Consider the following 14,491-nt stretch of genomic DNA (forward strand, 5'->3'; position numbering starts at 1 on the left):
GCAGGAAAGCCGCCGGCTGCGCCAAATGGCGGCGGCTCATGTCGAAGCACTCCTGTCAGAGCATCTGTATGAGTTCTCCCACATCCTGGATGACCAACTGGATGTTGAGCCCGGTCAGGACAGCCACGATGATCCAGGCGAGGAAGGCCATCCATCGAGGGTTGGCGTACTTGCCCATGATCTTCTTGGAGGAGGTGAACCAGACCAGGGGAATCATGGATATGGGCAGGGCCACGCACAGGAAGACCTGGGAGTAGACCAGCAAGCTATCCAGGGCGGACTCCTTGCCGCCGAAGGCGATGGTGCAGATCAGCACGGGGATGATGGAGATCACACGGGTGACCAGCCTGCGCAGCCAGAGAGGGATCCTCATGCGGATGAAGCCTTCCATGACGATCTGCCCGGTCAGGGTGCCGGTGATAGTCGAGTTCTGACCTGAGGCCAGCAGGGCTACAGCGAAGAGGGTGGAGAGGAGGCCGGATGCCACCGGCCCGGCGATGGTCTTGTCGCCAAGAGCCTTGTAGAGAGCGGTGAAAGTGTCCAGCCCTTCGCCGTGTCCGAAGAACATGGCCGCACCCAGCACCAGCAGTAGGCAGTTGACCACGAAGGCGGCAGACAGCTGGATGTTGGAATCCCAAGTGGCGAACCGGACCGCGTTGGCAACTTGACGGTCGTCGCTACGGTCGAAGTCACGGGTCTGGACGATGGATGAGTGCAGGTAAAGGTTGTGAGGCATGACCGTGGCACCCACAATGCCTAGAGCCATGGTCAGCTGGCCGTTGCCCAGGATGGCCTTGTCGGGAATGAAGCCGCGGAAGACCGCCGGCAGGTCCGGCCTGGCCAGGAAGACCTCGTAAAGGAAGACCGCCATGATGACCAGAATCAGGGTGGCCACGATGGCTTCGATGCGCCGGAAACCAATCTTGGTCAGCAACAGGAGGATGAGCACATCCAGGACAGTCAGCGTCACCCCTAGGATTAGCGGAATGCCGAAGAGCAGCTTCAGAGCGATGGCCCCGCCGATCACCTCGGCGATATCAGTGGCCATCACTGCCAGCTCCGTGCAGATCCAGAGAGCGAAGCTGAGCCGGCGACTGCTGTGCTGGCGTGTGGCCTGAGCAAGGTCTAGACCGGTCACGATCCCCAGCTTGGCCGACATGTACTGGAGCATCATGGCGATCAGGCTGGAGATGAGGATGACGCTCATGAGCAGGTAGCCGTACTGGGCGCCGCCGCCGATGGAGGTGATCCAGTTGCCCGGATCCATGTAGCCGACTGCCACCAGAGCGCCCGGGCCGGAGAAGGCTGCCAGGTTCTTCCAGAAAGAGGTGGTGGATTTGGGCACTTTCACCGAGGCGTTGATCTCCTGCAGGGAGCGCCCGTTGGCCGTCTCGACGATGGAGTGGGATTGGTGCTGCCGACTGGATGGCGGAGTCCTTGTTTCGGATCCGGCTGGACTGGCGGACCCTGAGGCGGGTCGGGTCTGGGTGTTCGGCATGTCACCTTCCTTGATTCTGGACCGTGGCGGTCGTGTGGCCGGCTATAGACTTCGACCCTTCGAAGTCTAGTGGCGCTTGATGAAGAATACCAGGAGTGATCTGTGACAATGTCGAAATATGTCCGCGGGGTTACCTGCGGGTCGTGCCATAAGGCTGTGCTATACACTGTGGAACATGGGAATTGCCGAATTGTCCTCCAGCGCCCAGGATTACCTCAAGGTCATCTGGGATCTTCAGGAATGGGACCAGGGCCCTGTCCAACCCACTGCGGTTGCTGATAGGACAGGTATGAAACAGTCGACGGTCTCAGGTGCGCTGGGCCGTCTGGTCGATGCCGGTCTGGTCACCCACAGGCCTTACGGCAAGGTCGAGCTGACTGAGACCGGTCGTCGCTATGCGGTCACCATGGTTCGGCGCCATAGACTGCTGGAGACCTTCCTGGTGCAGGTCCTCGGCTATGGCTGGGATGAGGTGCATGAGGAGGCGGACAGCCTCGAGCACGCTGTCTCCGACAAGATGGTGGACCGTATCGACGATTATCTTGGACACCCTACTGCGGATCCACATGGTGATGCCATACCATCGGCTGAGGGAGACTTACCACCCATGCCTACAACCGTCAGACCTCTCTCGGATGTGGCTGACGGGGCGACGGTAAGGGTGCAACGAGTCAGCGACGAGGATCCGCGAATACTTCGTGCGCTCAGCAGTTGCAAGATAGGACCTGGCTGTCTGGTGCAGGTGGAAAAACGGCAGGCTGATAATGAATTAGCCGTAAACCTGACAGATATGCGTTCCGGATTCGGTTCCGTTTCAGACGACCTTCTCGTACTGTCTAAAGAACAGGCTGCGCTGATTCAGGTCAGTCTTATCTGATCAGAGAGCTATTCGACGTTTGCTATATTGAATCGCATCACTATTTGCCGCGGTTGGCCTCATGCTCTTGTTGATAATGGCATAGACGGTTTCGTCCTGTCTCTGCTCTATGCGGCTCGTCTTCTTTGCTGAGTTGTTGTCATGTGCATAAAATGGCCATCACCTTGTCGTTAGTGGCATTTCTGAGATTCTTCATGAGTTGGATTTGTCTGTAATTACTTCCCTGCGATATAACAAAACAAGTACACGGCTATAGCGACCTTATTATATAAATAACATGTGGTGAGTTATTGCATGGGATTATGAAACTTATGGGTAATAGCGAGTTACATATCAGAACTGCGTACCATGCTCAAGTTAGTATTAACCACATGCAGAAGCTATTTGAAACCGGACCCGAAATCTGGAAGCAACTTGATGGCTTGAGCAAACGGCAACGTCGTTTGGTTATTTCCGCAGTCAACTACCATTCATTGATACAGCCTAACCGAGAACTGCTCTATCGGATCTACATGGGTGAGGATTGGCAGTATCCTCGCCTGACTGATATTACGACGCTAAATGGTGGTCTGACTAAGTATGCTGGTCTCAAACCAATAATGGAGTTCAAAGCCAGGTCTACATCCAAGCCAAAAACTGCTTTCACACCTCATTATTTTGACCCCTATCATCAGATAGTCGACTGGAACGTGCGTTACATCCTATTGACTCCGGACGATGCCACAGACATGACAGTCAAGAGTCGAAACATGTCATCTCGATTGCCTATGCGCAACCAGATTTACAATTACTGCGAGTTGCATTTTCCTCTTTTGTTCGATCAAATACGTGAGCTGCTTAGGAAGGTGCGCGAAAAGGCAAGCTACAAAGATATTGAGGCCTATCAACCTGAATCAGTTAGTGAGTCATTCGTCCATAAGGCCATACATCATCCCCATCAGCCTGTTGTACCAAGTCAACCGGACTCCTCTGCTCCAAAAGCCGCAATCATCGCCATGCATTGGCTGCAGCCCGGAGGAGCTGAGCGTTGGGCCATGGAGACAGTCGCTTTGGCCCGTAAGGCCGGGTTGCTACCTATCGTCATTACCAATATCGACAGTCAAGAACCTTGGATCGTCAGCAAAGACCTGGATGATGCTCTAGTTCTCAATCTGACCTTTCCCGGGCAGGAGGGCATTGGTGATGTGCCCTTGCTCAGGGCGTTATTTGAGCAGTACAATATCAAAGGTGTCATGATTCACCACAATCAATGGATGTACGATCGGCTCTGGTGGATTAAGCGGTATTATTCCCAGACGGTCATAGTAGATTCGCTGCACATTCTGGAATATCATGATCAAGGCGGGTATCCTAGGCAGAGCGTGAGCCGTGACGCTTACATTGATATGCATCACGTCATTTCGCCACAGTTGCAGGATTGGCTGATACACGGTCATGACGTAGCGGCAGACAAGGTGGTTATGGCGCCATTGATTGGGCTGACTACTGATCAAATGCATCCATCGTATAAAGATCGGGTGGAGCAAGGCACTTTCCATGTTGCATTTGTGGGAAGGATGACTAGACAGAAGCGTCCTGAAGCCTTTATCAATGTCGCCAAAGAATTAGAGCATCGTTGTCCCGGTCGTTTCCGGTTCATTATGCACGGCAGTGGCGATATGGACATGGAGGTAAGCAAACTTCTGGAAAAATATGGCCTTGGCCATGTAGTGGAATGTCGTGATGTCTCTCATCCGGTTTCTGCAACTTATGATTGGGCGGATGCCTTGCTGATTACCTCGATCAATGAGGGCATTACCCTCACCACCACCGAGGCCATCAGCAGAGGCATACCTGTGTTGAGCGCCGATGTCGGTTCCCAATCGACACTGGTTCCCGTTCAAGGGCTCTTGCCTCGACAGTCCTTGGGACTGGTTAGACAAGCTGCTCGGTCCTTGCGGCGGATGGACGATCGCGAAGAGGATCGCAGGCGGTTGTGGCAGGTTGAGTTAGAAAGGCTTCAGGAGTTTTCGAGGAAGGAATCGGCCGACTCCTTCTTCACGCGGATGTTGGGAGAATGGGCAAAGTGATGAATACTGCGGATAATCAGCAGAATGTGGCCGCTGTCGTTGTCACTTTCAACCGTCTTGCGAAATTGAAGAAGGTGCTTGCCTCTTTGGAGGCGCAGACTTGTCTGCCCAAGACCCTGATCATTGTTGATAATGCCTCGACCGATGGGACTGCGGATTACCTGGATGAATATCAAAATGCATTTCCGCTTGAGGGCAGGATGGATCTCCGCATAGTTACTCTGCCGGAGAATGTCGGTGGGGCTGGGGGTTTCTCTACTGGAATGCGTGAGGGATATCGGATAGGTGCCGATTATGTGTGGATCTTTGACGACGACGGATACCCTGAGCAGGATGCCTTGGAGAAGCTGCTTCAGGGATATGAGCATGCCACTGAGGCCCTCAGTCCCGATATCCCCTTTGCCTGTTCTTTAATCAAATATATTGATGGAACTATTTCAGAAATGAATAATCCTGTGCCGACTTGGGATTGGGGCAGGCTTCGAGCCTTGGGTCTCAGAGATCTGGTGCTGGTTAATCAGGCATCTTTTGTATCGGTGCTTATTCCTCGCTGGGTGATGGAAGCCTATGGTCTGCCTTACAAGGAGTACTTCATCTGGTTTGATGATGCCGAATACACCATGCGCATTGCTGGCGACTGCCCTGGAGTCCAGGTTCTTGATAGCGTCGTAGTGCACGATATGGGCGACAACATTGGAGTCAATTTTTCAATGATTAATAAGCAGAATGCTTGGAAGTTCGCTTACGGCATCCGTAATCAGGGATCTTATAGGCTGCATCACAAGAGTTTGGCACATTATTGTATCTTTTGTTTCCAAGTCTGGCATAGCATGCGGATAGGGCGAGTTGATAAGAAATTGCGTTGGCAAATGTATGCAAAACTTGTGGAAGCGATACGGTTCAACCCGTCAATCGATTATCCGCAGCTATAGGCGGTCCAGAAGGGGGCTTAAGTGGCTATGGTGGCGAATAGGGCGCGATTAGACAAAACGCGATGTCTTCTGTCTGTGGGCGTTGGGATCCTTGGGGCCCAATCTCTGGCATTCAGAAACGTGGATTCTGCGGCCTTCGATAATTTTAGCAATTTGACAGCACGTGGATTAGATTCCATTGCTCAGGTGGGCCCTGTGGGCTCCATTGTGCTTGCTTTGGGAATTGGGTTATTGTTCTACAAGCTTTATCCAGAATTCAAAAAGGCAGGGATGCGAAATCGTCTGACGGCTTCTATTGTCGCTTTCGTTTTAGCTCTTTCAGTTGTCATTCCCCGGTTGGTCAAGAAGACAATTACGCCTTTCAACACCTATCCAGACTATCTTGGAGGTGTGCCCCGATGGCATGAGGCTATCTTTTGGTTGGTGGTTTTTGTCCAATTATTGTCAGTAGGCTCTCTTCTTGCTGTTGGTTTCTGTTGGTTGATCCACAAAACTGTCGGCTTGAGCGGGCTTACAAGCCTAGATGTCAAGGATGCAATCGCTCCTCCAGGGCATACCACTATCTGGGAGAAAGGGGCCAGACTATTTGATGGTACACCAGGCCATCTGGCCTTAGCTACTGCCGTCACGGTCCTTTGCTGGGTGCCAATGCTGATAATTAATGGGCCCGCGAATCTTGGCTTTGACACTATGGTTCAGCTGATTCAGGTCCGCACGGGTCATGTGTGGGATCCCATGATGATGGTTGAATTACCGGGTTATGCCGGACAGGACCATCATCCCTTTGTGGATACCTACCTATATGGGCTGTTCGATGAGCTTGGAGTACGGCTTGGTCACGAGATTCTTGGCTTTTGCATACTGGTCGTGCTGCAAAGCATTGCCACAGCATTTGCTCTTGTGGTTTCTTTCGTTTGGCTTAGGAAGCGCACTAATCTTCCTGACTCTTGTACTTGTGTCTGTTGGTGCCTGGCAGCTTTTCTTCCGGCTTTTCCCATGTATATGAGCGCTATAGTAAAGGACTCGACCTGGATTTCCATCTTTTTGCTATGGATGGTAGCTTTCTTCGAAACTCTTTATCGGTGCAATAATAATCAACCAGTTGGTTGGAAACTGGTGACGGGGCTAGTCGTGCTGGGTGTGCTTTCCGGGTTGACCAAAAAAACCGGCATTTACGTTACGACCCTATCGCTTTGCTTATTGTTGATTGTCCTTAGAAAACAAATTATCTCCTTGCTTGTGTCCACACTCATTCCAGCTGCGTTGGTGATGGGACTTGTGCCTATGGCGGTCCTTCCAGCCTTGGACATTGCGCCAGGGGGGCCACAAGAGGCTCTTTCTGTTCCCATTCAGCAATTGTCGAAGGTGACAACGCTTCACAAAGACGAATTGTCCCAATCTGATCGTGAAACGATTAATAAAGTAGTAGATACTGACCGCGCAGCGTCACATTGGAGGGACAGTTCGGCCGATTACGCCAAACATTATGGATATAAGATAAATTCGAGTTCCAAAGACAGGAAACAATTTATCAAGACTTGGATACGGCTCTTCTTCCGTTACCCAAAGGATTATATTGCCGCAGTACCGTACTTAGTTGATTCGTTCGTGTTTGGGAATACCTATTATTTCAGTGGTCCTGTGCGCTGCGGTTGGTGGGAGGCCGGCGGCTTTAAGCTGCTTAAAGGGTATCCTGATTGTAAGCCCAGCTATACGCAGGAAAAGATCGGCATACCTTTAACTGATGCCCTGAATAAGATTCCTCCGTTCTCTTTCCTGGGCAGTGAGGCTTTATACACATTATGGCTACCCGTGATAGCTTTGGGACTTACTGTGGCGAACAAGCGGTACCGGGACCTGTTATATCTAATACCTAGTATTGCGACTTGGGGCACTCTCCTGCTATTAGCAGCACATGGTCCTCGGTACTCGCTTTGTTTCCTGTTTATTTTCGCGTTGACGATAGCCATTCCGTTCATAAAAGGTGATAATCACGTACCACATCATGTGAGCGGGTGACATTAACGTAAAAGCTGAGTTGATCAGCTAGTTTTTCTGCTTCGCTCCTTGGATTCTGTGTACTTTATTAATGATGAGATCCCGCAAAGGGTGGGTGAGCAATCCGTCAATGAATACAGCTATTACATCAAGAACAGCGAAAGTGAGTAAACCAGTGAATACGCAGATCAGAACCAAGCTGATTTTGTCTGATATGTTTGGGAGCCAGGAGGCAACCATTCCCCATATGAATCGGAATCCAAACATGTTCTCGTGCAAGAGGTAGACACCGAAGGTCCCGGCTGATATGCGCAGCAGACAAGTGCTCAATATGCCTGGAAGTTGAATCTGCGGCAGTCGACAAGCTGACACAAAAAGACAGAAGGCAATGCAGATGGGCAATATTTGCAGGCCCTGATGGATTTGTGCAGTCCAGGTCAGTATCTGTGCCCAGTGAGACTCCGATAAGACAAAATGGTTAAAACCTAACATGAGTGCGGTGCATAAGATCATGCAGGCGGCCAGCGCGCCATTTGATATAGCGCGCAATGAATCTTGGTAACTACGGATGTAGGCGCCAATCATGTACCCGAGTACAGCATATACGACATTGTTCCAGTTAGTGGCTTTGCTGAAGAATAAAGGCCAAGCGCCAATAAATAAGAAAAGAGCGATCAGAGCAAGAATTCGTTTTCTGGGCATGTGCGCATATAGCGAATTTATGAATGGACTGAGAAGCAGCATGAGAATGTATGCATCAATGAACCAGTAGCTGTTGTACAAGAACGGGCAAAAACTCCACAGCAATGTATCAATGGATTGAGAGCCGGATAGGAGCCCATCCATATCGAAAGGCAGGGTATGGAACTGTTTCGCAATTATTGCAATTACGAGGCATAAAACAGCATAGAAGAACATCTGAAACCAGGTCGAGAAGATCCGTCGCCACGAAAACTGCTTCTCAACGAGGAAATATCCTGAGATTATAAAGAAGATTGAAACGCCAACCTGACCGTATTGTACGATGGTGAAGCTGATCGCAGATTTCCAGCCTGGAAACATGGGCAATACGATGCGTGAGGTGCCATTGGTGAAATCTACGTGGATGATCATATGGCAGTAGACAACCAACAGCATTGCCAATATCCGGAGGATCTCGATGTTGAGGTTGCGCGTCGATCGATTCAGAGGCTTATGTGGTCGAGGCATAACTTTGATCTCCCATCGAAAAGGCATCAATATGTCACAGGATAATGCCTGGGACCTACCTGTCGCAGTTCATGACGAGTATCAGACTGACGTTGTTATTTGTGAGGATGCAGAGATAGGAGAATATCTTTCACAGCTGTTTGGTAGTCTGTACGTTTGTGAGAAGCATCGTAGATAGATTACGCCAGCGGTACCATTATTCGTTGGTTATCCTGCGTGAACTTGTCAAGACCGATTTCAAGCTCAGGTATCAGGGATCCTTCCTTGGCGTGGCTTGGTCGGTCCTGCAGCCCTTGATGCTCTTCGTGGTCATGTACCTTGTTTTTGCTAAATTCCTCAGGATGACCGATGGCACGCCGACCTATCCCGTCGTGCTGCTTCTGGGCATAAGCTCCTGGCAGTTCTTCAACGAGTCAACTTCCATAGGTCTGCGTTCTGTGGTGGATCGTGGCGATCTTCTGCGCAAGGTGCATTTCCCTAATTACATCGTGGTTGTGTCAGCCACCATGGGGGCGCTGATCAGTTACGGCATCAACCTGATCGTGGTCCTCATCTTCGCCATCTTCTGTCGGGTGCATTTCACTTGGAGAGTCCTGTTGCTGCCCATCAGCGTATTCCAGTTGTATATTCTGGCCTTGGGCTTTACGCTGATCATGGCTACCATGTACGTCTACTTCCGTGACGTGTCGCATATCTGGGACGTGCTGCAACAGGTGATCTTCTATTCCATTCCTGTTATCTATCCTTTGACGGCCGTGTCGGGAATCCACCATTGGTGGGGTCCTGTCGTAGCTAAGTTGCTTCTGCTCAACCCTATAGCGCAATCCATCCAGGATATCCGGCATTCATTCATCGCTCCGGAGACCACCCCCACTGTGTGGAATCAGGTCGGCAATCCATTCGTGACCATGGTCCCCATCCTGCTCACTGTGATCATCGTGGTGCTGGGTGTATGCGTATTCCGCAAGTACAATCGCAAATTCGCCGAGGTGATGTGATGAGCAAGGCTGGGGAGCTAATTCGTCGGAAAGACGATCGGCCCGTGGTTCTGTCCGTGGAGCATGTGGACAAGGTCTTTCGTCTGCCTACAGAACAAGCCACAGGGCTCAAGCAGGCATTTATCAACTGGACCCGGGGGATCAAGGGATACAAGGAGCAGCAGGTGTTGCAGGATGTGTCCTTCCAGGTGCATCGGGGCGACTTTTTCGGCATCGTCGGACGCAACGGCAGTGGCAAGTCAACCCTGCTCAAGCTGATTTCGGGCATCTACTATCCTGAGCACGGCCATATCTCCTATACGGGCAAGCTGGTGCCCTTTATCGAATTGGGTGTGGGTTTCAACCCGGAGCTGACTGGTCGCGAGAACGTCTACCTGAACGGAGCCTTGCTGGGATTCACCCGCAGTGAGGTCGACGCCATGTACGATGACATCGTGGATTTTGCTGAACTGGGCGAGTTCATGGATCAGAAGCTGAAGAACTACTCCAGCGGCATGCAGGTGCGCCTGGCTTTTTCCGTGGCCATCAAAGCCCAGGGCGACATACTGATTCTGGATGAGGTTCTTGCCGTAGGCGATGAGGCTTTCCAACGCAAATGCGATGATTACTTCACCGAGGTCAAGAAAGATCCCAACAAGACGGTCATCCTCGTCACCCACGACATGGGTGCCGTGAAGAAGTACTGTGACCGGGCAATTTTGCTCAAGGACGGCCATGTGGTGATTAATGGCGACAAAGATGATGTCGCCAACCGGTACACCTTGGAGAATCTTAAGAATACGGACCAACAGTACAATGATAATAAGTTGGGCAAGAACGAGTATCCAACCGGTCTCAGTGCCCAGGTCCCCATCTTGCGTTCCTACCCGGTATCATCGTCGGTCTGCAGGAGTTCAGATACTTTCCGCTTCGATGTGGAATACGAATGTGCACAATATGACCATCTTTATATGGCTATTGCTATGCATGACACTCGACGCGGTGGTATCGCCTATGACACAGGTTCCATTCCTTTGAAAGGCTGTGGTCATCGTGTAGTACATTGCTCGATGCCATTGAACATTTTCAATAATGGCGAGTTCCGCCTTGTCGTTTCCTTGCGTGTCAATGATTCCGGAGAGACGGATAAAGATGCTCCAACACAAATGATCGCATTTACCAGTGACGAGAATTCGTGTGTCTTTGCCATCCGCGACAAACGGAATAGGGATTATGCGATGCTAAGCGATCGCGGTCTGCAAATCAAAGTGCTGGGTGGGGAATCTCTATAGTTCGTCGTCATGTGTGCCTCTTTCTCAAAAGCTAGGAAATTATAGGCTTCTTGAGTCGGTTGGGCTTGAAAACTCCTGATGAAGTCTACTCTCTAGTTTTGGCTACCGATGTATATAGTTGCATGCTTTGCCTACGTATAGTTCCTGCTGACGCATATGTTTGTGGCCTTTATGACAGAACGTCAGTGTGAATGCCGTCATTATGGTTCGTTGTGTGGATATGCAAGGTTCCATGAATGCGTGAAGGATTTATCGATGGGTACGAACTGACCCAGGTCTGGTCGTGCATGTCTGATAGTGTTATCGGCTTCGAACTTGCTTATTGGGATCTTGTACATTAGGAAGAGCAGTACCAATTTGAAGACGACTAAGGATATTGGTTTTATTCATAAAGGCCTTTCTTGCAGTGAGCCGAATGTATGATCGATTTCTGTGGGGTTAATCAGAGAATGATGGCAATGCTGTCACCGTGGTGGGTGGGAGTTCTTGTGACTTGACAGTATAGGTCATAGAAGTATAGGTCATAGATTTGTATACCTATGCATTACATTCGGACGATTGGAAATGGGTACTTGGCGATGGGCGAGGGTAAGAAGTCTGAACGTCGTTCGGACAGAGTCGAAGGCCATGAGTCGGCTGGGCCCTCATGCCTGATGGTGACGGGGGGTGCCGGGTTCATCGGCACGAATTTTGTGCGCTATGTGTTGGCCCGCCATCCTGACACGCGCATTGTGGTTTACGATCTGCTCACCTATGCAGCCAAGATGGACAACCTCCATGGCCTTATTCCCGATCGTATCGACATGGTCCATGCCGATATCTGCGACGCCGAATCCGTGGAATGGACCATCCGCCAATATCATGTCGATGCCATCGTCCATTTTGCGGCTGAGTCGCACAACGACAACTCCATCCAGGATCCTGCCCCCTTCATCAGGACCAATCTCTATGGCACTTATGTTCTGTTGGAGGCGGCCCGTCGCCACGACCTGCGCTTCCATCAGGTATCCACTGATGAGGTTTTCGGCGATCTCGACTTCGATGATCCGCGCCGCTTCACTGAGACCAGTCCATATCGGCCATCAAGCCCATATTCGTCCACCAAGGCAGGGGCGGACCATCTGGCGCGTGCCTGGTGGCGTACCTATGGGACCCGGGTGACTATCTCCAACTGCTCTAATAATTACGGTCCCTATCAGCACATCGAGAAATTCATTCCTCGGCAGATTACCAACATCCTCGTTGGAATCCGCCCACGAATCTATGGCCAGGGTCGAGCGGTCCGGGATTGGATCCACGTGCAGGATGATTGCCGGGCCGTCTGGAGCATTCTGGTCCATGGAGCGCCGGGATCAACCTACCTTATCGGGGCGGATGGCGAGCTGAGCAACATGGAGGTGCTCCAGAAGATCCTCCGCATCATGGGGCGCGGACCCGACGAATTCGATTTGGTGGCGGATCGGCCCGGCGGAGATCGTAGATATGCCATCGATGCCGGAAAGATAAAGCGGGATCTCGGTTGGCGGCCTCTGCACTGTGACTTCGAGCAGGGTCTGTCTGAGACGATCGACTGGTATCGTCGTCACCGCGAGTGGTGGGCGGGTGACAAGCAGGCGGTCGAGGCTCGCTATCGGGAGCAGGGACACTGATATTTGTGGCTGTACCACCCTTCGATGTAAACTAGTCGGGTTCCTATCGTGGCCAGAGGATTGTTCTGCCACGATTGGCGTGCAATACACCCTCCTGTCACGGAAGGTCCGTGACCTGTAAGTCCAAAGGAGGTGGGTGATGTCTGCGCACAAGTATGAATTGATGTTCATTGCCGATCCGGCCATGGATGAGCGCTCGCTGAAGAAGCTGACCGACCAGTATCTCGAGGTGGTCACCAAGGAAGGCGGCTCCGTCGACAACATCGATGTCTGGGGCCGTCGCAAGCTGGCCTACGAGATCGACAAGCATAAGGAAGGCAACTACGTGGTGGTTGAGTACACCTGCGAGCCTTCTGCCAGCGCTGAGCTCGATCGTGTGCTCAACCTGAACGAGTCCGTCATCCGCACCAAGATTCTTCGCAAGGATGACAAGTAAGCAAACAGCAAAAGGACGTCGGAGCGTCGGCTGAGATTCGAGCCCCGCGTCGATGGTTCAAGGGTGCGGGATTCGCCCCAGCAGGCCCATTCCCAAGTCCTCATTCCTAGGAAAGGTCGTGACATGGCGGGAGATACATATATCACCGTAGTGGGTAATCTCACTGCGGATCCGGAGGTGCGTACGACCTCCAACGGAGGCACGGTGGCCAACCTGACCATCGCGTCCACGCCCAGGCAGTTCAACAGGAACTCGGGGCAGTGGGAGGACGGCGACTCGCTCTTCATGCGTTGCTCGGCCTGGGATTCCACCTACAGTCCCATGGCCTCGAACATCCAGGCCAGTCTGGCCAAGGGCATGAGGGTGATCGCTCAGGGTCGTCTGGTGCAGCGCTCCTATCAGGATCGTGAGGGCAATAACCGCACGGTCGTGGAGTTGCGTCTGGACGAGATTGGACCCGCACTGACAAGGAACACCGCCCAGGTCACTAGGAACTCCAACACTGGTGGCGGTGGATCCCGTGGTTTCGCAGGATCCGCCAATGGCGGCTACCAGGGTGGGGCTTCCTACCAGGGTGGCGCCGGCGCGGCATCGGCTCCTATGGGTCGTCAGCAGCCAGCGCAGAACCAGCAGACCCCTGCTCAGGATCCCTGGTCATCGACCGGGTCCGGCGATTCCTTCGGATCCTTCGGGTCCACCGGCGAGTTCGGTGGTTCCGGGGACGAACCCGAATTCTGAAGTTTCATAGCGTCATCATTCATTTAAGGAGAACATATGTCACGCAAGAGGCCGCAACCGCCGGTCAAGCCCTTCAAGAAGAAGCCGAATCCTCTGAGGGCTGCCAAGATTCATACCATTGATTACAAGGACGTGGCTCTGCTGCGCAAGTTCATCTCTGACCGCGGCAAGATCCGTTCCCGCCGTATCACCGGCGTCACCGTCCAGGAGCAGCGCGAGATTTCCAAGGCCATCAAGAACGCCCGCGAGATGGCCCTGCTGCCCTACGCCACCAACGGTCGCTGAGGGAGGTCCGGATTATGGCAAAGGAAACCAAGGTTATTCTGACCGATACCGTAACCGATCTGGGTCACAAAGGCGACGTTGTCGGGGTCAAGCCCGGTTATGCGCGCAACTTCCTTATCCCCCAGGGACTGGCTTTCGCCTGGTCCAAGGGCGCTGCTGCGCAGATCGAGTCCCTGCGGCGGGCCCGTCGAGCCAAGTCCATGGCCACCCGTGAGGATGCCGTGGCTGCCAAGGCTGCCATCGATGGGCAGACCGTCGAGATCACAGCCAAGGTGTCCGATTCGGGCAAGCTCTTCGGCGGCATCTCCAGCGATGCCATCGCCCAGGCTCTTCGCCCTTTGGCTGACGTCGATCCCCGCGCTATCTCCGTGGAGACCATCAAGACCACTGGCGAATTCCCGGCAACTGTGGCCCTGCATCCCGAGATCTCGGCTGCTTTTACGGTCAAGGTTGTCGCAGAGTAGCAAATCCTGGGGTCAACGGCCATCTTCAATCCGTTGACCCCGATCACCCCTTAACGATCCTTCGGAA

The 14,491-nt window shown here is 52.4% G+C and carries 13 protein-coding genes; 11 read left to right on the forward strand and 2 right to left on the reverse strand.

Annotated elements, in window-relative coordinates:
* Positions 1-55 precede the first annotated feature (55 nt).
* Positions 56-1,498, reverse strand: coding sequence for an Nramp family divalent metal transporter (locus GYM67_RS01445; RefSeq protein WP_220236802.1), 1,443 nt, complete (start codon positions 1,496-1,498; stop codon positions 56-58).
* A gap of 175 nt (positions 1,499-1,673) precedes the next feature.
* On the opposite strand from GYM67_RS01445, the gene GYM67_RS01450 reads away from it, so the two are divergent.
* From GYM67_RS01450 to GYM67_RS01465, 4 genes are all read left to right on the forward strand, one after another.
* Positions 1,674-2,375: a metal-dependent transcriptional regulator gene (locus GYM67_RS01450; RefSeq protein WP_220236803.1), complete on the forward strand. Its 702-nt coding sequence runs from the start codon at positions 1,674-1,676 to the stop codon at positions 2,373-2,375.
* 371 nt (positions 2,376-2,746) lie between these two features.
* Complete coding sequence (locus GYM67_RS01455) at positions 2,747-4,444, forward strand: glycosyltransferase (protein ID WP_258561533.1); 1,698 nt, start codon at positions 2,747-2,749, stop codon at positions 4,442-4,444.
* Positions 4,444-5,376 (forward strand): glycosyltransferase family 2 protein, encoded by a 933-nt coding sequence (locus GYM67_RS01460; protein ID WP_258561534.1) that lies wholly within the window; start codon positions 4,444-4,446, stop codon positions 5,374-5,376. The genes GYM67_RS01455 and GYM67_RS01460 overlap by 1 nt, the downstream gene beginning before the upstream one ends.
* A gap of 120 nt (positions 5,377-5,496) precedes the next feature.
* A complete protein-coding gene (locus GYM67_RS01465; RefSeq protein WP_220236806.1) occupies positions 5,497-7,395 on the forward strand; it encodes a DUF6020 family protein in 1,899 nt (632 codons plus the stop codon).
* Positions 7,396-7,422: 27 nt separating this feature from the next.
* Here GYM67_RS01465 and GYM67_RS01470 read toward each other — a convergent pair whose 3' ends face one another.
* Positions 7,423-8,610, reverse strand: a complete 1,188-nt coding sequence (locus GYM67_RS01470) for an acyltransferase family protein (protein WP_309485628.1) — start codon at positions 8,608-8,610, stop codon at positions 7,423-7,425.
* A gap of 131 nt (positions 8,611-8,741) precedes the next feature.
* Here GYM67_RS01470 and GYM67_RS01475 point away from each other — a divergent pair, with 131 nt between their 5' ends.
* The 7 genes from GYM67_RS01475 to rplI all read left to right on the forward strand — a co-directional run bounded on the left by GYM67_RS01475 (position 8,742) and on the right by rplI (position 14,424).
* Positions 8,742-9,581 carry an ABC transporter permease gene (locus tag GYM67_RS01475; protein WP_220236808.1) on the forward strand — a complete coding sequence of 280 codons (840 nt, stop codon included), beginning with the start codon at positions 8,742-8,744 and terminating at the stop codon, positions 9,579-9,581.
* Positions 9,581-10,852 (forward strand): ABC transporter ATP-binding protein, encoded by a 1,272-nt coding sequence (locus GYM67_RS01480; RefSeq protein ID WP_220237348.1) that lies wholly within the window; start codon positions 9,581-9,583, stop codon positions 10,850-10,852. The genes GYM67_RS01475 and GYM67_RS01480 overlap by 1 nt, the downstream gene beginning before the upstream one ends.
* 653 nt (positions 10,853-11,505) lie before the next feature.
* Positions 11,506-12,501, forward strand: coding sequence for a dTDP-glucose 4,6-dehydratase (rfbB, locus tag GYM67_RS01485; protein ID WP_258561585.1), 996 nt, complete (start codon positions 11,506-11,508; stop codon positions 12,499-12,501).
* A 139-nt stretch (positions 12,502-12,640) separates the two neighbouring features.
* Complete coding sequence (gene rpsF / locus GYM67_RS01490; RefSeq protein ID WP_015021308.1) at positions 12,641-12,937, forward strand: 30S ribosomal protein S6; 297 nt, start codon at positions 12,641-12,643, stop codon at positions 12,935-12,937.
* A gap of 123 nt (positions 12,938-13,060) precedes the next feature.
* Positions 13,061-13,675, forward strand: a complete 615-nt coding sequence (locus tag GYM67_RS01495) for a single-stranded DNA-binding protein (protein ID WP_220236810.1) — start codon at positions 13,061-13,063, stop codon at positions 13,673-13,675.
* A gap of 36 nt (positions 13,676-13,711) precedes the next feature.
* Positions 13,712-13,960: a 30S ribosomal protein S18 gene (gene rpsR / locus GYM67_RS01500; RefSeq protein WP_015021310.1), complete on the forward strand. Its 249-nt coding sequence runs from the start codon at positions 13,712-13,714 to the stop codon at positions 13,958-13,960.
* Positions 13,961-13,974: 14 nt separating this feature from the next.
* Positions 13,975-14,424 (forward strand): 50S ribosomal protein L9, encoded by a 450-nt coding sequence (gene rplI, locus GYM67_RS01505; protein ID WP_220236811.1) that lies wholly within the window; start codon positions 13,975-13,977, stop codon positions 14,422-14,424.
* Positions 14,425-14,491 lie beyond the last annotated feature (67 nt).

Source organism: Bifidobacterium asteroides (assembly GCF_019469425.1).
Taxonomy (GTDB): Bacteria; Actinomycetota; Actinomycetes; order Actinomycetales; family Bifidobacteriaceae; genus Bombiscardovia; species Bombiscardovia asteroides_I.